Annotated in this window: 24 protein-coding genes; 15 read left to right on the forward strand and 9 right to left on the reverse strand. The window is 70.8% G+C overall.

Annotation, left to right across the window (positions count from 1 at the left end):
* The first annotated feature begins 307 nt into the window (after positions 1-307).
* Entirely contained in the window at positions 308-1,825 is a 1,518-nt protein-coding gene (locus tag ACZ39I_RS16785; protein ID WP_403667368.1) for a glutamate-cysteine ligase family protein, read from the forward strand.
* Positions 1,826-1,846: 21 nt separating this feature from the next.
* Here ACZ39I_RS16785 and ACZ39I_RS16790 read toward each other — a convergent pair whose 3' ends face one another.
* Positions 1,847-3,625 carry a substrate-binding and VWA domain-containing protein gene (locus tag ACZ39I_RS16790; RefSeq protein WP_467245140.1) on the reverse strand — a complete coding sequence of 593 codons (1,779 nt, stop codon included), beginning with the start codon at positions 3,623-3,625 and terminating at the stop codon, positions 1,847-1,849.
* A 184-nt stretch (positions 3,626-3,809) separates the two neighbouring features.
* Between ACZ39I_RS16790 and ACZ39I_RS16795 the strand changes: the two genes are divergently transcribed.
* Positions 3,810-4,610, forward strand: a complete 801-nt coding sequence (locus ACZ39I_RS16795; RefSeq protein ID WP_451472015.1) for a CPBP family intramembrane glutamic endopeptidase — start codon at positions 3,810-3,812, stop codon at positions 4,608-4,610.
* Between the two features lie 57 nt (positions 4,611-4,667).
* Here ACZ39I_RS16795 and ACZ39I_RS16800 read toward each other — a convergent pair whose 3' ends face one another.
* Complete coding sequence (locus tag ACZ39I_RS16800; protein ID WP_467245141.1) at positions 4,668-5,480, reverse strand: PhzF family phenazine biosynthesis protein; 813 nt, start codon at positions 5,478-5,480, stop codon at positions 4,668-4,670.
* 196 nt (positions 5,481-5,676) lie between these two features.
* Here ACZ39I_RS16800 and ACZ39I_RS16805 point away from each other — a divergent pair, with 196 nt between their 5' ends.
* A complete protein-coding gene (locus ACZ39I_RS16805; RefSeq protein ID WP_467245142.1) occupies positions 5,677-6,567 on the forward strand; it encodes an alpha/beta hydrolase in 891 nt (296 codons plus the stop codon).
* Here the strand turns inward: ACZ39I_RS16805 and ACZ39I_RS16810 are convergent.
* The gene (locus ACZ39I_RS16810; protein ID WP_467245143.1) at positions 6,488-6,886 is read right to left on the reverse strand and encodes a nuclear transport factor 2-like protein; all 399 of its coding nucleotides are present in this window, start codon (positions 6,884-6,886) and stop codon (positions 6,488-6,490) included. The genes ACZ39I_RS16805 and ACZ39I_RS16810 overlap by 80 nt on opposite strands.
* 301 nt (positions 6,887-7,187) lie before the next feature.
* Between ACZ39I_RS16810 and ACZ39I_RS16815 the strand changes: the two genes are divergently transcribed.
* Positions 7,188-7,811 (forward strand): PadR family transcriptional regulator, encoded by a 624-nt coding sequence (locus ACZ39I_RS16815; protein ID WP_352392085.1) that lies wholly within the window; start codon positions 7,188-7,190, stop codon positions 7,809-7,811.
* Between the two features lie 128 nt (positions 7,812-7,939).
* Here the strand turns inward: ACZ39I_RS16815 and ACZ39I_RS16820 are convergent, their stop codons facing one another.
* Complete coding sequence (locus ACZ39I_RS16820; RefSeq protein WP_467245144.1) at positions 7,940-8,368, reverse strand: type II toxin-antitoxin system Rv0910 family toxin; 429 nt, start codon at positions 8,366-8,368, stop codon at positions 7,940-7,942.
* 424 nt (positions 8,369-8,792) lie between these two features.
* On the opposite strand from ACZ39I_RS16820, the gene ACZ39I_RS16825 reads away from it, so the two are divergent.
* From ACZ39I_RS16825 to ACZ39I_RS16835, 3 genes are all read left to right on the forward strand, one after another.
* Positions 8,793-9,359: a Clp protease N-terminal domain-containing protein gene (locus ACZ39I_RS16825; RefSeq protein WP_467245145.1), complete on the forward strand. Its 567-nt coding sequence runs from the start codon at positions 8,793-8,795 to the stop codon at positions 9,357-9,359.
* A 52-nt stretch (positions 9,360-9,411) separates the two neighbouring features.
* Positions 9,412-10,410, forward strand: a complete 999-nt coding sequence (locus tag ACZ39I_RS16830) for an EamA family transporter (RefSeq protein ID WP_467245146.1) — start codon at positions 9,412-9,414, stop codon at positions 10,408-10,410.
* Positions 10,411-10,603: 193 nt separating this feature from the next.
* Positions 10,604-11,515, forward strand: coding sequence for a DMT family transporter (locus ACZ39I_RS16835; RefSeq protein ID WP_467245147.1), 912 nt, complete (start codon positions 10,604-10,606; stop codon positions 11,513-11,515).
* A gap of 43 nt (positions 11,516-11,558) precedes the next feature.
* On the opposite strand, the gene ACZ39I_RS16840 is transcribed toward ACZ39I_RS16835, so the two are convergent.
* Together ACZ39I_RS16840 and ACZ39I_RS16845 are read right to left on the reverse strand one after the other, a co-directional pair.
* On the reverse strand, positions 11,559-12,191 hold the full coding sequence (locus ACZ39I_RS16840; RefSeq protein ID WP_467245148.1) for an FMN-binding negative transcriptional regulator: 633 nt from the start codon (positions 12,189-12,191) through the stop codon (positions 11,559-11,561).
* Positions 12,191-12,874 carry a pyridoxamine 5'-phosphate oxidase family protein gene (locus tag ACZ39I_RS16845; RefSeq protein WP_451472005.1) on the reverse strand — a complete coding sequence of 228 codons (684 nt, stop codon included), beginning with the start codon at positions 12,872-12,874 and terminating at the stop codon, positions 12,191-12,193. The genes ACZ39I_RS16840 and ACZ39I_RS16845 overlap by 1 nt, the downstream gene beginning before the upstream one ends.
* 35 nt (positions 12,875-12,909) lie before the next feature.
* On the opposite strand from ACZ39I_RS16845, the gene ACZ39I_RS16850 reads away from it, so the two are divergent.
* A complete protein-coding gene (locus ACZ39I_RS16850) occupies positions 12,910-14,241 on the forward strand; it encodes an aminotransferase class I/II-fold pyridoxal phosphate-dependent enzyme (RefSeq protein ID WP_467245149.1) in 1,332 nt (443 codons plus the stop codon).
* A 92-nt stretch (positions 14,242-14,333) separates the two neighbouring features.
* Here ACZ39I_RS16850 and ACZ39I_RS16855 read toward each other — a convergent pair whose 3' ends face one another.
* Positions 14,334-15,257 (reverse strand): DMT family transporter, encoded by a 924-nt coding sequence (locus ACZ39I_RS16855; RefSeq protein ID WP_467245150.1) that lies wholly within the window; start codon positions 15,255-15,257, stop codon positions 14,334-14,336.
* Positions 15,258-15,331: 74 nt separating this feature from the next.
* Here ACZ39I_RS16855 and ACZ39I_RS16860 point away from each other — a divergent pair, with 74 nt between their 5' ends.
* Entirely contained in the window at positions 15,332-16,234 is a 903-nt protein-coding gene (locus ACZ39I_RS16860; protein WP_467245151.1) for a LysR family transcriptional regulator, read from the forward strand.
* A 76-nt stretch (positions 16,235-16,310) separates the two neighbouring features.
* Here ACZ39I_RS16860 and ACZ39I_RS16865 read toward each other — a convergent pair whose 3' ends face one another.
* Positions 16,311-16,778, reverse strand: a complete 468-nt coding sequence (locus ACZ39I_RS16865; protein WP_390003913.1) for a pyridoxamine 5'-phosphate oxidase family protein — start codon at positions 16,776-16,778, stop codon at positions 16,311-16,313.
* A gap of 138 nt (positions 16,779-16,916) precedes the next feature.
* On the opposite strand from ACZ39I_RS16865, the gene ACZ39I_RS16870 reads away from it, so the two are divergent.
* Positions 16,917-17,573, forward strand: a complete 657-nt coding sequence (locus tag ACZ39I_RS16870; RefSeq protein ID WP_467245152.1) for a cysteine hydrolase family protein — start codon at positions 16,917-16,919, stop codon at positions 17,571-17,573.
* On the opposite strand, the gene ACZ39I_RS16875 is transcribed toward ACZ39I_RS16870, so the two are convergent.
* Positions 17,560-18,045, reverse strand: a complete 486-nt coding sequence (locus ACZ39I_RS16875; RefSeq protein ID WP_467245153.1) for a Rieske (2Fe-2S) protein — start codon at positions 18,043-18,045, stop codon at positions 17,560-17,562. The two genes, ACZ39I_RS16870 and ACZ39I_RS16875, sit on opposite strands and share 14 nt — an antisense overlap.
* A gap of 155 nt (positions 18,046-18,200) precedes the next feature.
* Between ACZ39I_RS16875 and ACZ39I_RS16880 the strand changes: the two genes are divergently transcribed.
* From ACZ39I_RS16880 to ACZ39I_RS16900, 5 genes are all read left to right on the forward strand, one after another.
* Positions 18,201-18,956, forward strand: coding sequence for a HipA family kinase (locus tag ACZ39I_RS16880; RefSeq protein ID WP_451471999.1), 756 nt, complete (start codon positions 18,201-18,203; stop codon positions 18,954-18,956).
* Positions 18,953-19,369: a DUF3037 domain-containing protein gene (locus ACZ39I_RS16885; protein WP_393605713.1), complete on the forward strand. Its 417-nt coding sequence runs from the start codon at positions 18,953-18,955 to the stop codon at positions 19,367-19,369. Before ACZ39I_RS16880 ends, ACZ39I_RS16885 begins: the two co-directional genes overlap by 4 nt.
* Before the next feature lie 152 nt (positions 19,370-19,521).
* On the forward strand, positions 19,522-20,283 hold the full coding sequence (gene fabG, locus ACZ39I_RS16890) for a 3-oxoacyl-ACP reductase FabG (protein ID WP_467245154.1): 762 nt from the start codon (positions 19,522-19,524) through the stop codon (positions 20,281-20,283).
* A 12-nt stretch (positions 20,284-20,295) separates the two neighbouring features.
* Positions 20,296-21,060: an SDR family oxidoreductase gene (locus tag ACZ39I_RS16895; protein WP_467245155.1), complete on the forward strand. Its 765-nt coding sequence runs from the start codon at positions 20,296-20,298 to the stop codon at positions 21,058-21,060.
* 190 nt (positions 21,061-21,250) lie between these two features.
* The gene (locus ACZ39I_RS16900) at positions 21,251-22,831 is read left to right on the forward strand and encodes an ABC transporter substrate-binding protein (protein ID WP_467245156.1); all 1,581 of its coding nucleotides are present in this window, start codon (positions 21,251-21,253) and stop codon (positions 22,829-22,831) included.
* The last annotated feature ends 37 nt before the right edge of the window (positions 22,832-22,868 follow it).

Consider the following 22,868-nt stretch of genomic DNA (forward strand, 5'->3'; position numbering starts at 1 on the left):
CTAGCCGTTTCCGCTGTATCGGGCAAGGAGCCATTCGGTCGGCGATACGCGGGAATCATCCCGATACCGCGGCTGCTTCGCGGCGGTGACCTCGGGGAAGGCGCGGGAAGCGGTCGGCCAATTCTCGTCGGCGTTTTTCACGAGTTCTTCGGGGCACTCGAAACTGCTGACGGCCCCATGCCGAGTGAATGTGCCACCGGTCACATCCAACAGGGTAGCGGGTCCGGGGACCCGGCGGGACGTTACCGATCGTTCCGGCGGGGCATCATCCCACCTGACTCATGACGCGACGAGGAAGGACCCTTCCATGGGGGAGAAGGTCGTGGCAGGCCAGTTCGACCTGTCCGATCGCCAGCGCTACCGCGACAAGCTCCGCACTTGCCTGACGGGGCTGGAGCGGCTTCTGGCGGAGCAGCGGTTCGATGGCCCCAAGAACCTGATGGGGCTGGAGATCGAATTGAATCTGGTCGGCACCGACGGTATGCCGAGAATGCTGAATGGAGAGGTCCTCGCACGCATCGCAAGCCGAGATTTCCAAACAGAACTCGCCATGTTCAACCTGGAAGTCAACATCGCCCCACACCGGCTGGGCGGCAGGGTATTCGACCGGCTGGCGGAGGAACTCCGTACTTCCCTGGCATATGCCGACCGTAAAGCGGGCGAGCTCGACGCCGGAATCGTGATGATCGGCATTCTGCCGACCCTCGACCGGGACGACGTCGTCTCCTCCAACCTGTCCGACGTCGACCGCTACACCCTCCTCAACGACCAGATCGTGGCCGCGCGCGGTGAGGACTTCGTCCTCGACATCGACGGGGTGGAACGCCTCACCTGCACCTCGAAGTCCATCGCCCCGGAGGCCGCCTGCACCTCCGTGCAGTTGCACCTCCAGGTCACCCCGGGGCGCTTCGCCGACGTGTGGAACGCCGCGCAGGCGGTGGCCGGGGTGCAGATAGCCGTCGGTGCCAACTCGCCCTTCCTGTTCGGCCGTGAGCTGTGGAGCGAGTCCCGGCCGCCGCTCTTCCAGCAGTCCACGGACACCCGTCCGCCGGAGCTCCAGGCCCAGGGCGTGCGGCCGCGCACCTGGTTCGGGGAACGGTGGATCTCCTCGGCGTACGACCTCTTCGAGGAGAACCTGCGCTACTTCCCGGCCCTGCTGCCGATCTGCGACGACGAGGACCCGCTGAAGGTGCTCGACGAGGGCGGCGTGCCCTCGCTCGCGGAACTCGTCCTGCACAACGGCACGGTGTACCGCTGGAACCGGCCCGTATACGACATCGCCGACGGTGTCCCGCACCTGCGCGTCGAGAACCGTGTGCTGCCCGCCGGCCCCACCATCACCGACGTCATCGCCAACGCGGCCTTCTACTACGGCCTCGTCCGCGCCCTCGCCGAGGAGTCGCGGCCGGTGTGGACCCGGTTGCCCTTCGAGGCGGCCGCGGCCAACTTCGACGCCGCCTGCCGGCACGGCATCGACGCGCGCATGGTCTGGCCCCGGCGCGGTCGCCACGGCGGCACGGTCGAGGTCGACGCGGTGAGCCTCGTACGCGACGAACTGCTGCCGCTGGCCGAGGCGGGGCTCGCGGCGTGGGGCGTCGAGCCCGCCGACCGGGACCTGTATCTCGGGGTGATCGAGGAGAGGTGCCGGCGCCGGGCCAACGGGGCGTCCTGGCAGGCGGCGACGTTCCACCGGGCACTGGAGGCGGGACTGTCGCGGGACGCGGCGCTGGCGGCCACGACGCGGCGGTACGGCGAGCTGATGCGCCAGGGGGAGCCGGTGCACACCTGGCCGGTGGGGCTGCCGGAGCCGGTGCCGCTGGGGTGAGGGCCGCCGCGGCGGGCGCAGTCAGCCGCTGCCGCCCTGGGCGCCCGCGGCCACGATCGCCTTCAGGATCACCGTGTGGATCTGGGCCGGGTCGTTGACCTGCTGACCGGAACCGCCGGTGGCCTCGGCGAGCTGTTCGGCTTCCGCGCGGTCGGCGTCGGGGCCCACCGCGATCACGATGAGCGGGACCGGGCGTGCGGGGTTGGAGAGCTTCTCCAGCTGGGAGACCAGCGCCCCGCGCGAGATGCTGCCGGGGTCCTGGTTGACGCCGTCGGTCAGTACCACCAGCGCGTTGAACTTTCCCTCGGCGTACGAGCCGGTCGCCTCCTTGTACGCCGCGAGAGTGGTGTCGTACAACCCCGTCGCGCCGCCCGGCACCGGCTCCAGGCCGCCGAAGGCCGCCGACAGCCGCTCCCGTTGGGTGCCGCCCGCCGCCGTGCTGTCGCCCAGTCGGTCCGTCGGCACGAGGACCTTGTAGTCCTTGTCGCCCTCGAGCTTGGTGGAGAACTCCCACAGGCCGATCTCGTCCTCCTGGGTGAAGGTGGCGAGGGCCTGGAGGAGAGAGCCCTTGGTCACGTCCATCCGGGAGCGACCGGTACCCGGCACGGCCTCCGACATGGAGGAGGACGCGTCCACGACCGTGGTGATCCGCGCGCTCTGCACGGTGATCGTCCAGGTGCCGAGGGCCTCCTGGAGCGCTGTCGCGGAGGGGGGCTCACCGGCCTCCGCCGTGTACGGCTGCGGCACCTTGCCCCCGGCCTTCGCGACCAGGGAGGCCGACACCTGGTCGTCGGAGGTCCTGAACCCCCGGTCGGTCAGCAGCTGCTCCTGCTCCGGCTTGCGCAGATACGTCATGAAGCGGATCGCCGCCCGGCTCTCGTCCGTGCTCAGCCGGGTCTGGTCGACGAGCGCGTACGGGTAGTCCAGCCGCGGTGAACCGTCCTCGGGGTAGAAGAAGTCCAGACCGCCGTCACCGGACTCCGCCGAGGAGTTGTACGCGAACGACGCCTGCTCGGACAGGACCAGCGCCTGGTTGCGCTTGGGGTTGCCCTGCTCGGTGCCCGAGGAGTCCCGCGGCAGCGTCTCCACGAGCTGGCCGTCGCTGTCGGAGATGCGCTGCGAGAGCGACTTCATCATCGCCGCGGCCTGCGTCGCCCCGCCCTCGACCCGGCCCGCCGCACTGCTGAGCCGGGTCAGGGCGAGCAGCCCGGACGCGCTGCGCGCGGGGTCGGCGGCGCCCAGCTTGAGCGAGTCGTCCCGCAGGGTGGCGCCCGCCAGTTCGAGCCAGCCGTACGTCTTCTTCGGCCAGCCCAGCGACTTCGCGGCGGCCGGCACCATCGCCATCCCGACCGGACTGGAGGCCACGTTGCCGACGCGGGCCACCTTCGTCGCGCCCGCGTCCGCGGAGATCTGGTCCAGCCACACGCCCGAGTCCGGCACCCACACCTGCGCACCGGGGTCCTTGCCGGCCGCGAGCGTGTCCCTGACCTTGTACGACTCGCGCGCGGTCACCGAGATGTCGACGCAGCGCCCGTCGGAGGTGAGGCTCTCGTCGCCGGCCCGCTCGGCCGCGGCGCGCAGCGCGGGGGCCACATCGGGGGAGGCGGCGACCTCGATCCGTACCGCCTCGTCCCGGCAGGAGGAGCCGAAGGAGAACAGACCGCCCTGGACGGCGGCGGCCGTACCGCCGGCGACGGTCAGGACGAGAACCGTCGCGATGGCCACCGTGCGGCGGCGCGCACGTGGGCGGGGGTCGCTGCCGCCCGCCCCATACTGATCGGGCAAGCTGTGACGTCCCATGACGGTGGTGCCCTCCCCTGATGTTCGTGCCGGCACAGCCGTGTACGGCAGGAAGGAGGGAGGTACGCCCCCGTACGGCGTCCGTCCCCCCGACGGCCATGCGCACGATCTTCGTTATTCCTTTCGAAGGACCCTAGCGGGGCGGCGATGGGGATGAGGCTGGATTACTCAACTGGAGGCAGGTGTGCAGGCGGAGGAAGGGGCAGTGGCCGATTCTTTTCCGCAGAGGGCGCTCTCACGGAAGTTCTTCCGTGACGAGACGCTGCTCGTTCTGGGGCTTTCGCTCGGTGCGAGCGGTGTGTCCGCGCTGATCAGTTTTGTCGGATCGGTCACCAAACCGGGGGGTCTCAAGGATCAGGCGGCGACCCTCAACGCCTCGGCCGCGCCCGGCCGCCCCTGGCTGGATCTCGCCTGGCAACTCTTCGGGATCGCGTCGGCCCTGGTGCCCGTTCTCCTGGTCGCGCACTTCCTGCTGCGCGAGGGACAGAGCCTGAGGACCCTCGGCTTCGACCGGACCCGGCCCGGGCCCGACCTCGCCCGCGGGGCCGGGATCGCGGCCGTCATCGGCAGCACCGGAATCGCGTTCTACCTGGCCGCACGAGGCCTGGGCTTCAACCTCACCGTGGTGCCCGAGGCACTGCCCGACGTGTGGTGGAAGTACCCCGTGCTGATCCTCTCGGCGATGCAGAACGCGATCCTGGAAGAGGTGATCGTCGTCGGCTATCTGTTGCGCCGGCTCCACCAGTTGGGCTGGACCCCGGGCACCGCCCTGGTGGCCAGTTCCGTACTGCGCGGCAGCTACCACCTCTACCAGGGCATCGGCGGCTTCATCGGCAACATGGTCATGGGCGTGGTGTTCGTGTACCTGTACCGGCGGTGGGGCCGGGTGGGCCCCCTGGTGGTGGCACATTCCCTGCTCGACATCGGGGCGTTCGTGGGATACGCGCTGCTCGCGGGCAAGGTGGGCTGGCTGCCCACGGCGTGAAGCCCTTGGGGCCTGAAGCCCTCGGGGCCTGAAGCCCTCGGGGCGTGAAGCCCTTGGTCAGACGAGCAGCTCGCCCTCGATGACCGTGACCGCGCGGCCCGTCAGCAGAGTGCGCTCACCGCGCAGCGCGGTGCGGACCCGGCCGGAGCGGGGCGAGGCCTGCAGTCCGGTGAGATCGGTACGGCCGAGCCGCTGCGACCAGTAGGGTGCCAGGGCCGTGTGCGCGCTGCCCGTGACCGGGTCCTCGTCGATGCCGACGTTCGGGAAGAAGCAGCGGGAGACGAAGTCGTGGCCCAGGTCCGGGTTCTCGGCGCGGGCGGTGGCGATGACGCCGCGCTCGGAGTAGGCGGCCAGGGCCTTGAGGTCGGGTCGCAGGGCGTGCACGGTCTTCTCGTCGGCCAGTTCCAGCAGCAGGTCACCGATGTTCGGCCCGGTGTCGAAGGCGGTCAGCGGCTCGGCGCCCAGCGCCCCGGCGACACCCTCGGGAAGTGCGACCTGGGCCAGCGGGGCGGTCGGGAAGTCCAGGGTGATCGAGCCGTCCTCGCCGGGTGTGGCGATGAGGACCCCGCTGCGGGTGGCGAACCGCACCGGGCCCCGGTGGGCGCCGGTGCTGTACAGGACGTGGGCCGTGGCGAGCGTCGCGTGCCCGCACATGTTCACCTCGGTGGCGGGTGTGAACCACCGCAGCGCCCAGTCGGCCTCGGCGCCTGAGGGGAGCCGGTGGGCGAAGGCCGTCTCGGCGTGGTTCACCTCCAGGGCGATGTTCTGGAGCCGGTCGTCGTCCGGGAAGGCGTCGTCCAGGAGCAGGACCCCGGCCGGGTTGCCGGCGAACGGGCGGTCGGTGAAGGCGTCGACGATTCGGATACGCATGCGCTGACGGTACGGCGTGATCTTGTGCTCGGGACAAGGCCAATCGCGGGCCGCTGGACCGATTTCACGGAGACTGCGCCGACCGTCCGTCCGGCGTCGACGAGGGGAGTGGCGCTCCGCCCATTGCGCTCTCGTCGGCGAGCACTCATTATCAGGAATCCTGTTTGTTTAAACTTGTAGCGATGGGTGCTCAGCCATGCCTTTCAGCCCCGGAATCCAGGCCAGGGGGATCCAGCTCCTGCTCGGCCGTGTGATGTCCCGCGTACACGACGACCTGCGCTTCACCGACATCCCGGCGCGTACCGAGACCCTCCGGGTGGAGACCGGTGCCGGGCCGGTGACGTGCACCGTCTACCGCCCGTCGGCCACCACCGAGGCCCCCGCCCCGGTGTACGTCAACTTCCACGGCGGCGGGTTCGTGGTGGCCCGCCCCGAGCAGGACGACCACATCTGCCGCTACATTGCCGCCACCGCCGGCTGTGTCGTGATCAACGTCGACTACGCGGTCGCGCCGCAGCGGCCGTACCCCGTACCCGTCACCCAGGCCTACGACGTCACCGCGTGGGTCGCCGAGAACGGCGCCGCCGGCGGCTGGGACGGCTCGCGGCTCGCCGTGGGCGGACACAGTGCCGGGGCCAACCTCACCGCCGCTGTCTGCCTGCTGGCCCGGGAACGCGGCACCTTCACGCCCCGCCTCCAGATCCTGGACTCGGCACTGCTGGACCAGGTCGCCGACCCGGCCACCAAGCGGTCCCTCATCGCCAAGCCGCTGCTCGGCCCGCGGCTCATGCGGATCTTCACCGCCGCCTACGTCCCCGACCCCGCGGACCGCGCCCACCCCCACGCCTCGCCCGCCCTCGCCGACGATCTCGCCGGACTTCCCCCCGCCCTGGTCATCACCGCGGAGAACGACCGCCTGCGCGACGAGGGAGACGCCTACGCCAAGGCCCTGGAGGCCGCCGGCGTCCCGGTCACCCACCGCGTCTTCGAGGGTGTCGACCACTACTTCACCCACACGGGCCCGGTGGCGGCCGGAAGGGAAGCCATCGACCTGATGGCCACCACGTTGGGCGCTGCCTTGGGGTGAGGTCCTGTCTCAACGGTTGGTTCGGTCGCTGCTGCGCCTTGGCTGATGGGACAGGGCGCATGCGTCCTGTCCTTGCGCTTGCGACGCCCAAGCCGTCCAGGTGGTCGCGGACTCGCGTGACCGGTCCGTTGCGGACGTGGAGTATCAGGAGGCCGGGGACGGTGAACGCGACGCTCACTTCGGGATCGGCGGTGTCGTAGGCCGCGACCCTCCTGACCGCCTCCACCTGGACGGGGCCGGCGCCCCGCGCTGCCCGGTAGCCGGCGCGCACGGCCTCACGCCCCTCGAAGCTGGGGGAGGAGAACGGGAACTCGTGCACCGCGTCGGTGGCGTAGAGATCGGCGAGATCTGCTGGCCTCGCTCGGCCTCAAGCTCGGCGGCCTTCCTGAGGGCACGCCGGCGATGATGCGATCGATGCTCACCGACCAGGCTGCAGCCGATCACGTCCGTGCGTCCTGCCCGCTGCCGAGGATTCCGAACTGCGCGCCGCACTGGTTGTCACCGTATTGCTGGGCGTGACCGCCGGGGTGAGCAGGCTGTATTCAGGGCCTTGTCATGCGATCGGTTCCGATATATCGTTGACGCATCGCGACAGATCAACGATGGATGGAGTGATTGCGATGCGTTCCCACGGATTCGAGCGTGGACATGGTGGAGCCGGTCGTCGGGGCCGTGGTGGTCCCGAGAGCCTGCGGGGTGCCTTCGGGCCCTTCGGGCCGGGCGGTCCCGGTGGCCCCGGCTTCGGAGGGCCGGGCTTCGGCCCCGGACCCTGGGGGCCGAGGGGCCGGGGCGGCCCCAGGGGGAGGGCGCGGCGCGGAGACGTGCGCGCCTCGATCCTGGCCCTGCTCAAGGACCGGCCGATGCACGGTTACGAGATGATCCAGGAGATCGCCGAGCGCAGTGGCGGGGCGTGGAAGCCCAGCCCCGGCTCGGTGTACCCCACCCTTCAGCTGCTGGAGGACGAGGGGCTGATCGCCAGTGCGACCGAGGGCGGCAAGAAGCTGTTCTCGCTCACCGAGGCCGGCCGTACCGCGGCCGAGGAGGGCCCCGAGGCGCCCTGGGAGGAAGCCTCCCGCGGCATCGACTTCGAGGCACTCGGCGAGATCCGGCAGGCCGGCTTCGGCCTGATGGAAGCCTTCGGGCAGGTCTGGAAGACCGGCAGCAAGGAACAGCGCGAGAAGGCGGTGGCCGTCATCAACGAGGCCCGCAAGAAGCTGTACCTCATCCTCGCCGACGAGGGCTGAGACGAGCCCCCGGACGGGGGCCGGCAGCCGTACGGCGATCAGAAGGCGCCCCGTGGAGCGATCCGCGGGGCGCCTTCGTGTGCTCAGCGGGCGCCTGCGCGGCGCTCACTCGTGCGCTGGTGCGGCGCTCACACCACCAGTCCGGCCAGCTTTCGCAGCGACTCGTTCAGTGCGGCGGTCCCCGAGTCCTTCAGCTTGCCCGCCATCAGGGAGACGGCTGCGCCCGTGAACTCGCCGTCGATGCGGACCGTGGTGGCGTCGCCGTCGGGCGTCAGGGTGTAGCGCGTGGCCACGCTCACCGCCATCGGGCCCATGCCCCGGATGGCGAACAGCCGGGCCGGCTCCACCTGGTCGATGGTCCACTCGACCTCGGCGGGGAAACCCATCAGCTTCATGTTCTCCTGGAAGGTCCCGCCCGGTTCGAGGACCGTCGGGCCGCCCTTGGGGAAGCTGGTGTGGGTCGCGTTCCACTCGCCGTACGCGGACCAGTCGGTGAGCTGGGCCCAGACCTTCTCCGCGGGTGCCGGGATGCGTGCCTCCGCGCTGATTTCCGCCATGCGGCCACCTCTTCGTGTCGGTCTGTGGTGTCGCGGAAAGTAGCCGCAGCGGGCCCAACATTCAATACTGATGAACCGTCAGGAAGTGGAGTGCGGAGCGATGTTCAAAGGGGGCGTTCAGCCCACCCGCCGTATCACCGCCGCCTCGAACAGGTCCCACGCGCGGGAACGCGCTTTCGTCGTGACAGTGCCACGCCTCCCAGAACAGGTCGGGGAGCCGCGCGTCCTTCGGGGCGTACGTACTGCTTCTCGTGGGGCGGTTGCGCCAGGGGCGCACGACAAGGCGGCGCGCGCCCACCGGGACGGAAACGCCTGATGTCATCCGCAAGGAGGAGATCCCGGCTCCGCCGTCCGCTCTCCGTGGGACCCGAAGATGCTTCCCCTCGGGGATGTCAGGAAGCGGTGGGACTGATGGGGTGGGGACGTGCACCCCCGTATCCCCCGGCAGTCGGCCCGCGAACAGAGCGGCCCGCTGCCGGCCCGTCCGGACGGCGATGTCAGGCTCAGCGCGGAACTGGCAGCGGTGGTGTCCGGCGCCCGCAGGCGCGCGCTCAGGGGCGGGGACCGGCAGATCGACACGGCCCATCTGCTGCACTCGCTGCTGGACGCCGACGCCGAGGCGTACGCCGTCCTCGAGGCGGAACCCCAGCTGCCACGGCTCCTCGGGTATCTCGTGCAGCGCAGCATCGGTTATGGGCTGCGCTGGCAGGGCACAGTCGAGGACTCCGGCGCGGTGCCTGTCGTGACGGCGGCCGAGGGCTTCTCACCGCTCGCCGCGGGCGCCATGGACCACGCCTGCGCCCGGGCCGAGCACCGTGCCGACGGACCCGCCCGCGGGATGGACCTGCTCGCGGCGATCCTGGCGGACCCCGAGTCGCGGGCCGTCGAGGTGCTGGCCCGTGCGGGAATCGACGCGCGGGCCGTGTCCGCGCGGATCCACGGCCGCCTGCCCGGAGGGCTGTGGGGCGGCCCGCCGCGGTCCAGCCGCTGAGACAGGAGTCAACGGGGGTGACGCTCATGTCGTGCCCTGTCATCATGGGTCGGTGCATACGTCTGAGAGCAGCAGGGCCGGTGGCGGCAGGGGAGTCGGGCTCGGTCTCGCGCTGGTGTCCGCACTCGCCTTCGGCGGATCCGGGGTCGCGGCCAAGCCGTTGATCGAGGCGGGTCTCGACCCGCTCCACGTGGTGTGGCTGCGGGTGGCGGGCGCCGCCCTGGTGATGCTGCCGCTCGCCGTCCGCCACCGCGCGCTCCTGCGCAGCCGTCCGGCCCTGCTCGCCGGTTTCGGGCTGCTGGGTGTGGCGGGCGTACAGGCCTTCTACTTCGCCTCCATCTCCCGCATCCCGGTCGGTGTGGCCCTGCTCGTCGAGTACCTCGCCCCGGCCCTGGTGCTCGGCTGGGTGCGGTTCGTGCAGCGACGGCCGGTCACCCGCGCCGCCGCGCTCGGTGTGGTCCTCGCGGTCGGCGGGCTCGCCTGTGTCGTCGAGGTCTGGTCGGGCCTCAGCTTCGACGCCCTCGGACTGCTCCTCGCGCTCGGCGCCGCCTGCTGCCAGGTCGGCTATTTCGTCCTGTCCGACCAGGGCAGCGACTCCGGGGACCAGGCCCCCGACCCGCTCGGTGTGATCGCGTACGGCCTCCTCGTCGGCACCGTCGTCCTGACGGCCGTGGCCCACCCGTGGACCATGGACTTCTCCGTCCTCGCGCAGCGCGCCGACATGAACGGCACCCCGGTGGCGGCCGGACTGCTGCTCGGCTGGATCGTGCTGATCGCCACCGTCCTCGCCTATGTCACCGGCGTGGTCTCGGTACGCAGGCTCTCGCCCGCGATAGCCGGAGTGGTGGCCTGTCTGGAAGCGGTCGTCGCGACCGTCCTCGCCTGGGTCCTGCTCGGCGAGCACCTCTCGGCCCCGCAGATCGTGGGCGGCGCGGTCGTCCTGCTGGGTGCCTTCATCGCGCAGTCCTCGACCCCGTCCAAGGGTTCCGCGGAGCCGGTCGCGGCCGGTGGCGCCGAAAGTCGGTTGTCCGCCCGGGAGAACGCCGCCTAGGCTCCCGGAGCATGCATACGCGCACGCTCATCTCCTCTCCGCCGGCCGCCTGAGGCGGGCCCTCCGGAGACCATGCCCGGCCATGCCGCCGGGCTGAACGGTGCTGCCCGCAGACGAAGTCCGCGGACCCCTGCCACCGAGCGGGCGTCCTCTTCCGAACTTCCGCGCCTCGGCGCGACTGCGGAGAGAACACGTGTCACATGCTTCCTCAGGCCTGCCCGTCGGGCGAGGCCTCATCTACCTGATCGTCGCCGGTGCCACCTGGGGCACCGCGGGGGCGGTCGCCGCACTGGTCTACCGGACCAGTGACCTGGGCCCGGTGTCCCTGTCCTTCTGGCGCTGTTCGGCCGGCCTGGCGGTGCTCCTCGCAGTCCGTCCCGTACGGCCACGCGCGCGTATGGCCGTCTCGGAACCGCTGGGGCGCAGGGCCCTGCGAGTCGGCGCGTCGGGCGTCGGGCTCGCGGTGTTCCAGACCGCCTACTTCGCCGCCGTACGGTCCACCGGGCTCGCCGTGGCCACCGTCGTCACCCTGGGCGCCGGTCCCGTGCTCATCGCGCTCGGGGCACGCCTGAGCCTCGGGGAGCGGCTCGGTCGGGGCGGAGCCGTCGCTGTCGCCGGAGCACTCGCCGGACTCGGTGTGCTGACGTTGGGCGGCGCGGGGGCGTCGGTGCACCCCCTGGGTGTGCTGCTCGGGCTGCTCTCGGCGGCCGGCTGCTGTGTGATGACCCTGATCACCCGCGCGGCCCGGGCGGAGTCCGCCGGGACGTCCGTAGCGGTGTTCGCGGTCACCAGCATCTGTCTGCTGCCCCTCGCGCTGGCCGAAGGGCTGCTTCCGCACACGGCCCGACCCGCCCTGCTGCTGTGCCTGCTGGCCTACCTGGCGACCGTCCCGACGGCTCTCGCCTACGGCCTCTACTTCGCGGCCGCCGCGGTCGTCCGCTCCACCACCGTCGCCGTGATCATGCTGCTCGAACCGGTGAGCGCGGCGGTGCTGGCCGTCCTGGTGTTCGGCGAGCGCCTGACCCCGGCCGTCCTTCTCGGCACCCTGCTGATGCTGGGCGCGGTCGGGGGGCTCGCGGTGACGGAGGCGCGCGCGGTCGCCTGACGGGCGAAGGGGCCCTTCTCCGTGAAGGGCCCCTTTCTCAGCCTCAGGCGCGCTGCCGCCGCAGCAGATGCTCGCGCGCCGCCGCGTCCCCCGGACCGCCCCGGTCCGCGAGTCCGTCCGCGATCCGCTCCCGGACCTCGGCGGTTCTCTTGCCGGCGTACTTGAACTTCGCCCGCACACCGGTCACTTCGAGCCGCAGCCCGCGGATCCCCGACAGCGTCCGCCCGTACGGCACCTCGCCCACCGCCACCCGTGCGGAGCCGCCCTCCGGCTGGAAGTGGCCGACCTGGTGGTTCAGGAGTACGGCCTTATCCGCCGGGTCGTCCACCACGTGGGCCCGGCAGCGCAGTTGGACCGCCGCGTAGAAACTCGTGGGCGTGCCGTGCTCGGCGGGGCCGTCCGGTTCTGCCTGCCACGGACCCGGGACGTACGCGTAGTCGTCGACGACGCTCAGCAGGCAGTCCGGACTCGCCTCCAGCGCACCCCACAGCGGGTTCGGCCGCGCGAGGTGGGTGAGTGCCTCGCCCCGCGAGGGGTCGTAGACGAAGTGCAGCGGCTGGACGAACGGCGGCTCGCCCGCGGTGCCGTTGACGGCGAGCTGCCCGAAGTCGTGGACGGCGAGCCACTGCTGCCACTCGGCGTCGTCACGGGCCGCGTCCCAGGGGTGGATCAGCATCAGAGCACCGCCAGGTAGTCCGGGACCTCGGTGCCGGGGTCCAGGTCGCCGTCGGCGACCGGGGTGCCGTAGCCCTTGCGCAGCGGGACCACGCCGGCCCAGTGGGGCAGGGCGAGGTCCTCGGGCTCGTCGTTGACGCCGCCGGTGCGGAGCTTGGCGGAGACCTCGTCGAGGTCGAGGCGGATGACGGCGGTGGCGGCCAGTTCCTTCTTGTTCGCCGGGCGGGAGTCGCGAGCCCGCCCAGGGACCACATGGTCGACCAGCGCGTCGAGGGCGAGGCGCTTCTCCTCGGGGTCCGTGACGTCGTACGCGAGGCCGTGCACCACCACCGACCGGTAGTTCATCGAGTGGTGGAAGGCCGAGCGGGCCAGGATCAGCGCGTCGACATGCGTGACCGTGAGGCACACCGGCAGGCCGGGGTCGGCCTCGCCGGTCATCCGCAGCGGGCGCGAACCCGTCGAGCCGTGGACGTAGAGCCGCTCGCCCACCCGGCCGTACAGCGTGGGCAACACCACCGGGGCGCCGTCCCGGACGAAGCCGAGATGGCAGACGTACCCCTCGTCGAGTATCGAGTGCACCAGTTCTCTGTCGTACGAGGCCCGGCCGGGGGAGCGGGTCGGGACGGTGCGGTCGGTCGGCGCGTAGGCGGTCGGCTCCGGCGTGGTCGCTGCGGTCCCCTGCATTGCGTTCTCCATTGCACTAGTGCATAATATGCTTTGTGCTAGGAGAATATCGGATCGAAGGGCGACGCGCAGCGGAGATTGCGGCGAGCGTCGAGCGTGCGGTGGGTTCCGGAGAGCTGGGGCCCGGCCAACTGCTTCCGCCCATGCGGGAGTTGGCGACCGAGCTGGGCGTGAATCCCAATACGGTCGCGGCCGCGTACCGCACCCTGCGTGAGCGCGGGGTCATCGAGACCGCCGGGCGCAGGGGCAGCCGGGTCCGGTCGAAGCCGGCGACCACGGGCCGCGACTACATCCGGGTGGACGTACCGGAGGGCGTGCGGGACGTGGCGAACGGCAACCCGGACCCGGCGCTGCTGCCCCCGCTGGCGCCGGCCTTCGCGGCGGCCGCCGAACAGGGCGACCGGGAGCCGGTCCTGTACGGAGAGGCGACCGTGGACCCCGAACTGGCCCGCCTGGCACGGAAGTCGCTGGATGCGGACGGTGTCCCGGGCGGCCCGCTCGCCGTGGCCTCCGGATCCCTCGACGTGATCGAGCGCGTCCTGGCCGCCCACCTCAAGCCGGGCGACACGGTCGCCGTGGAGGACCCCGGCTGGGGCAGCCTCCTCGACCTGGTCCCGGCGCTCGGCCTGCGGATCGCCCCGGTGGGCGTGGACGACGAGGGGCCGCGGGCCGCAGACGTACGCCGCGCCCTGGAGTCGGGCGCCCGAGCCCTGATCGTCACCGACCGGGCCCAGAATCCGACCGGCGCCTCGGTGACCGCCACGCGCGCGCGTGCCCTGCGCGCGGTCCTGGAGGATCACCCGGACACCCTCCTCATCGAGGACGACCACGGCCACGGCATCGTCGACCTCCCCCTGCATCCGCTGGCCGCAGTCACCCGCCACTGGGCCTTCGTGCGCTCGGTGGCCAAGGCCTACGGACCCGATCTGCGCCTGGCCGTCCTCACCGGCGACGAGGTCACCGTCGACCGGGTCCACGGCCGCCACCGCCTGGGCCCCGGCTGGGTCAGCCGCGTCACCCAGCGGGCGGTGGTGCACCTGTGGGCGGACGGCGTACTGGACACGGCGGAGGTGGCGACCGCCTACCGCGAGCGCCGCGACCGGCTGATCGACGCGCTCGCCGAACGCGGAGTCGAGGCCCACGGCCGCAGCGGCCTCAACGTGTGGATCCCGGTCCCGGACGAGACGGGTGCGGTCTCCCGCCTCCTGCACGCAGGCTGGGCGGTGGCCCCGGGCGCCCGCTTCAGGATGGGCGCACCGCAGGGGGTCCGGGTGACCGTATCGACGATGACGGCAGCCGAGGTCGCCCCCTTGGCGGACGCGATCGCGAGGGCCTTGGGCCCCTCACCTGCCCGGAATTACGTGTAAGGGGGAAGGTGAGCTGCCTTCAAGGGCGCGGGGAACTGCGCGACCAGCCACAACGAACCCGCAGTCGCCACCGATCCGCACACCCCACCCCGCTAGGCGCCCCGCCGCACCTGAGTCAGCGCGGCCCCCGCGAGAACGACCACCGCCCCCACCGGCGTCGACCAACTCACCGACTCCCCGAGCACCGCGATCCCCGCCCCCGTGGCGATGACCGGAATGAAGTACGTGACCATCTGCGCGGTCGTCGGCCCCACCTCCGCCACCAGCCCGTACTGCAGGAGCACGGCCACTCCCGTACCGAGCGCACCCAGAGCCGCGACGGCAAGCAGGGGAAGCACCTCGATGTGCGTCGGTATCCCGGCGAACAGCGGTGTGACGACCGCCAGCTGAAGCGTGGCCAGCAGCAACTGAGCCCCTGTCAGGGATATGTGGGAGTGCCCCACCCCGGCCAGGGTCCGGCGCACGTAGATCCACCCGACCGGATAGCTGAGCGAGGCCAGCAGCGCCATGGCCGTCCCCCTGGCGTCCAGCCCGCTGAACCCCTGCCAGGCGCCGAGAACCGTCAGCACCCCCAGAAACCCGAGGCCGAGCCCGGCGACACGCACGCGCGTGGGCCGGTCCTCGGACAGTGCGACGAGGGACAGAAGCATCCCCCACAACGGCGAGGTCGCGTTGCAGATCCCCGCCAGCGTGGACGGGATCGTCAGCTCCGCGTAGGCGAAGAGCGAGAACGGCAGCGCGTTCAGCAGGAGCCCCGCGACCGCCAGATGCCCCCATGTGCGCACCCCGCGAGGGAGCCGCTCCCGCTTCACCACCATCGCCGCCGCGAGCACCAGTGTCCCGAACACCAGCCGTCCGAGCGTCACCTGGAAGGGCGCGTACGCCTCGGTGCCCACCTTGATGAGCAGAAAGCTGAACCCCCAGATCAGGGAGAGCACGCCGAAGCGCAGACGCCAGTCCAGGGCGGGGCGGCGGGAGGCCCGAGCCGGGGTTTCGGTGACGGTCGCGGTGGTCATGCCGACCAGGGTCCAGCACACGATCTCGTAGCACAAGCGAGTTTTCCAGCGAGATATCTCGTAGCATTGCTTACATGTTGAACCTGGAGCGCCTGCGCACCCTCGACGCCCTCGCCCGGCACGGCTCGGTCAGCGGCGCCGCCGAGGGCCTGCACATCACGACCTCGGCCGTCTCGCAGCAGATGTCCAAGCTGGAGCGCGAGGTCGGCCAGCAGCTCCTCGCCAAGAACGGCCGGGGGGTGCGGCTCACCGACGCCGGCCGGCTTCTCGCCGACCACGCGGCTCGCATCCTGTCCCAGGTCGAACTCGCCCAGTCCGACCTGGAGGCCCAACGCGGTCAGGTGGTGGGGGAGTTGAGGCTCGCCGCGTTCCCGACGGCGGTGCGTGGACTGTTCCCGGCCGCGATCAGCGCACTGCGCTCGGCGCATCCGGCCCTGCGGATCGGCTCGCGCGAGATGGATCCGGAAGCCGCGGTCCTCGCCGTGATCCGCGGTAACTTCGACCTCGCGGTCGTCCTGGACTGGTACAACAAGCCGCTGGCCATGCCGGAGGGGCTGGTCAAGGCCTCGATCGTCGACGACACGGCCGACGTGGCGATGCCCGTGACCCACCAGCACGCGCGGCGCGGCGAGGTCGACCTGGAGGACTTCGCCGACGACGACTGGATCACCTGGGGCGAGGGCGAGTTCTGCGACGAGTGGCTGATGCACACCCTGCGTTCCAAGGGCATCGAACCGCGCGTCGCGCACCGCGCGGAGGAGCACCCGACCCAGCTCGCCCTGGTGGGCGCCGGACTCGGTGTGTGCGTGGCACCCCGGCTCGGGCGCGGGCCGGTCCCGGAGGGCGTGCGGACCGTGCCCGTACGGCAGTCGGTCAGCCGGCACATCTACGCCGTGTGGCGCGCGGACGCCGACCGCCGCCCGTCGATCCGGGCGGCGGTCGAGGCGCTGAAGTCGGCGGCGGAGAAAGCCGTTTGACTCCGTCCGGTGGAGCGAGCCGATCGAGGCCCCCGTTGAGACGTCCTCGCCGTCGGGCCCCGTCCGCCGGACCGGACTACGCGGGGCCCAGCTTGCGGAAGTCCCAGGAGACGATCTTCTCCGGGGTCAGCCGTATCCACGCGTGCCGTCCGTCGTGCGGCATCTCCTCCAGGCGGAAGTTCTTGCGGGCGAACAGCGTCTCCGGGACGTCGAGTTCGGCGCGGAGCTCGCCGGTGCGCGGCGCCTCGCCCACGAAGTCCACGGTCCCGGACAGCTCGACACCCTGCAACTCGTCGTACTCCTCGCCCGTGTCGACCACGATCGCGACCCGGGGATCGCGGCGGAGGTCGGTCCAGCGCTTGCTTTTCACCACCGAGTACAGCCACATCGAGGTGCCGTCCCAGGCGAACCAGAGCGTGCTCACATGCGGAGCGCCATCGGCGGAAACCGTGGCGACCCGGCAGGTGCGCTGGCTGGTGAGGAACTCGTCCAGCTCGCCCGGCGTCATCATGATCTTCCGGCCCCGACGCTGAGTGACGGTCATACGTCCCCCTCTTTCTCTCACGTCGTGTCAGAGGAGAGATCCTCTGACATCACGTCAGAAAAGGATGGGTCGTCTTCCGTCCCCACGCAATGGTGACTACTGTCACCGGCTCCGGACCACCGGCGACGAGGAGCCACCGTGCCGTCGTACGAACGACTCAGCGAACTGCTCGATCCCGAGGCCACGGTCCTGCTCACCGTCGAGTGCCAGCAGGGCGTCGTCGGACCGGACAGCGCCCTGCCCGAACTCGCCCGGGCGGCACAGACCTCGGGAGCTCTCGCCAACGTCGCCCGACTGGTCGCCGCCGCGCACGGCAGCGGGGTCCAGGTGATCCACGCGATCGCCGAACGCCGTCCGGACGGGCGCGGCGCCAACCGCAACGCCCGCCTCTTCCACGCCGCCGAACGCCTGCCCGTCCAGCAGCTGTCCGGGACCACCGCGGTGCGGGTGGCGGCCCCGATCGAGGTGAGCGAGGAGGACTTCGTCGTACGACGGCTGCACGGACTGTCGCCGATCCAGGGCACCGAGGTCGACGCGCTGCTGCGCAACCTCGGCTGCCGCACCCTGGTCGTGACCGGGGTCTCCGCCAACGTGGCGGTCCCCAACGCCGTCTTCGACGCGGTGAACCGCGGCTACCGCGCCGTGGTGGTGACGGACGCCATCGCAGGGGTGCCCTCCGACTACACCCCGGCGATGATCCGTCACACGCTCGCCCTCGTCGCCACCCTCGCGACCACGGACGAGGTGCTGGCCGGCTTTCGGCACACCCGGCGCACACCGGTCACGCCAGCGTGATCGAGTCCCCGCTCACGGTGATCTGCTCGGCCGGCAGCGCCTTGGTCGCGGGCCCCTTCTTGACGCTGCCGTCCTCGACCGAGAACTCGCTGTTGTGGCACGGACAGTGGATGACGCCGTTGGCCACACTGCCCACCGCGCAGCCCGCGTGCGTGCACTTGGACGAGAAGGCCTTGTAGGTGCCCGCCGCCGGCTGGGTCACCACGACACCCTGGTCCTTGAAGATCTTTCCGCCGCCCTCGGGGATGTCGGAGGTCTTCGCCAGGACGGTGCCGCCGGAGCCACTGCCGGAGCTCGCGCTCGAACCCCCACCGCTCGCATTCGCACCCGCCTGGGTGCCCGAGGAGGAGTCGGAGGAATCGTCGCCCGATCCGCACGCGGTCAGCGCGACGGCGAGTCCCGCCGCGCCCACCGCGGCCACGACGGTACGGCGAGCAGGAGCCGGAACGGGATGGGGCAGTTCGCTGGTCATGCTGACATTCCTTCCAACGCGGACGTGGTGGAGCTGTCCATGGGTACGGTCGCCCGACTCGGGGTGTTCAGACGATGTCGAGATCTAAACGCGTTCGGGACCAGCGCCGGGTAAAGCGGAGCTATCGCTTCGCTGTCGGCCAGTAACCTGGGGCGATGCTCAAGGAAGCCATCGCGACCCGCTACATCACGCCCCTGCGTGAGGGTGGCTCGCTGCCGGGGCTCGTCGAGGCCGACGACCACGGGACGTACGTCATCAAGTTCACCGGGGCAGGCCAGGGCCGCAAGACGCTGGTCGCCGAGGTGGTGGCCGGGGAACTCGCCCGCCGGCTCGGCTTCCGGGTGCCGCGGCTCCTGACGCTCGACCTCGACCCGGACCTGGGACTGGGCGAGCCCGACGAGCGGGTGCAGGAGCTCCTCAAGTCCAGCGGCGGCACCAACCTCGGCATGGACTTCCTCTCCGGAGCGCTCGGCTTCGACCCGCTCGCCTTCCCGGTGGACGCCGAGGAGGCCGGCCGGATCGTCTGGTTCGACGCGCTGGTCAACAACGTCGACCGCTCCTGGCGCAACCCCAACCTGCTGTGGTGGCGGCGCGAGGTGTGGCTCATCGACCACGGCGCGACCATGATCTGGCAGCACAACTGGCCCGGCGCCGAGAAGTCCGCCGCCCGCCCCTACGACGCCTCGGACCACGTCCTCAAGCCCTTCGCGCCGGATGTCGCCGCTGCCGCCGCCGAACTGGCCCCCCGGGTCACCGAGGACCTGCTCGCCGAGGTCACCGCCGAGATCCCGGACGCCTGGCTGGCGGACGAGCCCGGTTTCGAGTCGCCGGACGAGCTCCGGCGGACCTACGCACGGCCGCTGCTCGCGCGCGCGGCCGTCGTCCACCAGCGGATCGAGGGGATCCAGTGACCGAGCGCCACATCATCAGGGGCGGCCGCACCGACGACCGCGAGGTCTTCGAGTACGCCCTGCTGCGGGTCGTCCCCCGGATCGAACGCGGCGAGGGCATCAACGCCGGGGTGCTCGTGTACTGCCGCGCCAAGGCCTACGTCGGTGTGCGCACCCACCTCGACGAAGCCCGGCTGCGGGCGCTCGACCCGCACGCGGACGTGGCCGGCGTGCGGGCCGCGCTCCAGGCCGTCGAAGGGGTCTGCGCCGGGGGCGCGGCGGCCGGGCAGGCAGCGCGCGACGACGCCGGACGGCGCTTCCGCTGGCTGATCGCACCCCGCTCCACCGTCGTCCAGCCGGGCCCCGTGCACACCGGCCTCACCACCGATCCGGCCGCCGAACCGGAGCGTCTGCTCGAGCTGCTGGTCAGGTAATGGATCACACGCCGCTCGTGTGACGTTGACACCGCGTGCCATGGCTTCTAGCGTCACGGGTGCTGAAGGTACTAAGCGGTCGCTCACCCAACGGGCCGTACATTCCCAGGTCGTTTTCCCAAGTCGATTTCTCAAGGGCGAGGAGAACAGCAATGTCCACCACTGAGCAGCGGGTAGCCGTGGTCACGGGCGCCGCGCGCGGCATCGGCGCGGCCACCGCCGTACGACTGGCGGCCGAGGGCCGCGCGGTCGCCGTGATCGATCTCGACGAGGCCGCCTGCAAGGACACCGTGGAGAAGATCACCGCGGCCGGCGGCCGGGCGATCGCGGTCGGCGCGGACGTCTCCGACGAGGCCCAGGTGCAGGCCGCCATCGCGCGCGTGGCCGAGGAGCTCGGCGCGCCGACGATCCTCGTGAACAACGCGGGCGTGCTCCGCGACAACCTGCTGTTCAAGATGAGCGTCTCTGACTGGGACACCGTCCTGAACGTGCACCTCAGGGGCTCGTTCCTGGTCACCAAGGCCATCCAGAAGCACATGGTGGACGCGGGCTTCGGCCGGATCGTCAACCTGTCGTCGTCCTCGGCGCTCGGCAACCGCGGCCAGGCCAACTACTCCGCCGCCAAGGCCGGACTCCAGGGCTTCACCAAGACCCTCGCCATCGAGCTCGGCAAGTTCGGCATCACCGCCAACGCCGTCGCCCCCGGCTTCATCGCCACCGACATGACCGCCGCGACCGCCGAGCGCGTCGGCATGGGCTTCGAGGAGTTCAAGGCCGCGGCCGCCACCCAGATCCCGGTCGCGCGCGTGGGCGAGCCCGACGACATCGCCAACGCCATCGCCTTCTTCACGGGCGAGGCGGCCGGATTCGTCTCCGGCCAGGTGCTGTACGTCGCCGGCGGACCGCTGAACTAGGGAAACGGGACCATGACTTCGCAACTCCCCGAGCTTTCGGGCAAGGTCGCGCTCATCACGGGCGCCAGCCGCGGTATCGGCTACGGCGTCGCCGAGGCGCTCGTCGCGCGCGGTGACCGGGTGGTCATCACCGGCCGCACCGAGGACGCGCTCAAGGAGGCCGTCGAGCAGCTCGGCGCCGAGCGCGCCGTCTACGTCGCCGGCAAGGCGCACGACGAGGAACACCAGGCCGTCGCCGTCGATCGGGCCATGGAGGCCTTCGGCCGGGTCGACTACCTGGTCAACAACGCCGGGACCAACCCGGTGTTCGGGCCCATCGCCGACCTCGACCTGAACGTGGCGCGCAAGGTCTTCGAGACCAACGTGATCTCCGCGCTCGGCTTCGCCCAGAAGACCTGGCACGCCTGGCAGAAGGACAACGGCGGGGCGATCGTCAACATCGCCTCCGTCGCGGGCATCGCGCCCTCGCCCTTCATCGCCGCGTACGGCGTCAGCAAGGCCGCGATGATCAACCTCACCCAGCAGCTCGCGCACGAGTTCGCCCCCAAGGTACGGGTCAACGCGATCGCCCCGGCCGTCGTGAAGACCAAGTTCGCGCAGGCCCTGTACGAGGGCCGGGAGGAGGAGGCCGCCGCGTCCTACCCGCTGGCCCGGCTCGGTGTGCCCTCCGACATCGGCGGCGCCGCGGCCTTCCTCACCTCGTCGCAGTCCGACTGGGTCACCGGCCAGACGCTCGTCGTCGACGGCGGCATCTTCCTCAACGCCGGCGTGGGCTGACCCCCGCCGCCTCGGCACGGGCGCCCCTTGACACCTACGGCGCCCGTGTCGACGCACAAAAGCCTCACAGCGGCCTTACAGGGTCATCACGGTACGACGATCAAGTCGCCTGTGACCGAACCGGTTGAGTGTGCGTGGTGCTGCGGTATGTTTTGCCGACTCTCGGCACGGCATTTCGAGGAGCAAGCGCGTGTTCAAGCGGAACCGATACCTGCCGCCTCTCGCGGCGCTCGTGTCCATATCCACCGTGGCGGGATGTGGTGTGTTCTCCTCGGACTCCTCCGACAGCGGGAAGTCGATCGTCGTGGGGACCACCAGCGCCCCGGCCACCCTGGACCCCGCGGCCTCCTGGGACAACTCCTGGGAGCTGTTCCGCAACGTCTACCAGACGCTCCTGAACTACTCGCCCGGGGTGTCCGACCCCGAACCCGACGCCGCCGAGCGCTGTGAGTTCACGGACCCGACCAGCACCGTCTACAGCTGCACGCTGCGCGAGGGCCTGAAGTTCTCCAACGGGCACACCCTGGACGCCAAGGCCGTCAAGTACTCGATCGACCGGATCAAGAAGATCAACGTCAACGGCGGCCCCGCCGGTCTGCTGGGCACGCTCTCCCGGGTGCAGACGAAGGGCGACCGCGAGGTCGTCTTCCACCTCAGCCAGCCCGACGCCACCTTCCCCCTCGTGCTCACCACCCCGGCCATGTCGATCGTGGACCCCGCGGAGTACTCCGCGAACGCGATCCGCAAGGACGGGAAGGTCAGCGGCTCGGGGCCCTACAGCCTCGACTCCTACCAGGAGGGCCGGAAGGCCGAACTCGTCCGCAACGACAACTACAAAGGCATAGCGGACCTCAAGAACAAGTCCGTCACCATCCGCTACTTCCAGCAGTCGGACGAGATGGTCAAGGCCCTCAAGGACAAGGAGATCTCGGTCGTGTACCGGGGTCTCGGCGCCTCCGACACCGTGGACATCGAGGTCAACCAGCAGAAGGAGGGGCTCCAGCTCGTCGAGAACCCCACCACCGAGATCAGCTACCTGGTGTTCAACCCCAGTGACCCGTGGTCCGCGAAGCCCGCGGTCCGCAAGGCCGTCGCCCAGATCGTCGACCGCCCGGCGCTCGTGCACTACGTCTACAAGGACACCGTCGAGCCGCTGTACTCCATGGTCCCGGCCGGACTCACCGGCCACACCACGGGCTTCTTCGACGACTTCGGAGACCCCAGCGTGGCCAAGGCCAAGAAGTTCCTCAAGGAAGCGGGGATCACCGAGCGCGTCCCGCTGACCCTCTGGTACACCAGCGACCGCTACGGCTCGACGACCAAGCCCGCCTTCCAGGAGCTCAAGCGGCAGCTGGAGGCCTCCGGTCTCTTCACGATCACCCTCAAGAGCCGCCCGTGGAAGACCTACGTCGAGGGCTACCAGAACGGCGAGTACCCGGTGTTCGGGCGCGGCTGGTTCCCCGACTTCCACGACGCCGACAACTTCATCGCGCCCTTCGTGGGCAAGCAGAACGCGCTCGGCACCCCGTACGACGCCCCCGAGATCACCGGCAAGCTGCTCCCGGAGTCGCGCGCGGAGAGCGACCGCGGGGCCGTCGCGCCGCAGATCAAGGAAGCCCAGCAGGTCTTCGTGAACGACGCACGGCTGGTGCCGCTGTGGCAGGGCAAGCAGTACGTGGCCGCCAACGAGGAGATCGGCGGCCTCGAGAAGGTCATCGACCCGGCGACCATGATGACGATGTGGGAGCTGTACTGGAAGACCAGCTGGTAGCAGCGGTTGTCAGTGGGCGCCTGTAGGTTCTGAAGCC

The sequence above is a fragment of the Streptomyces sp. NPDC024687 genome, assembly GCF_055559055.1.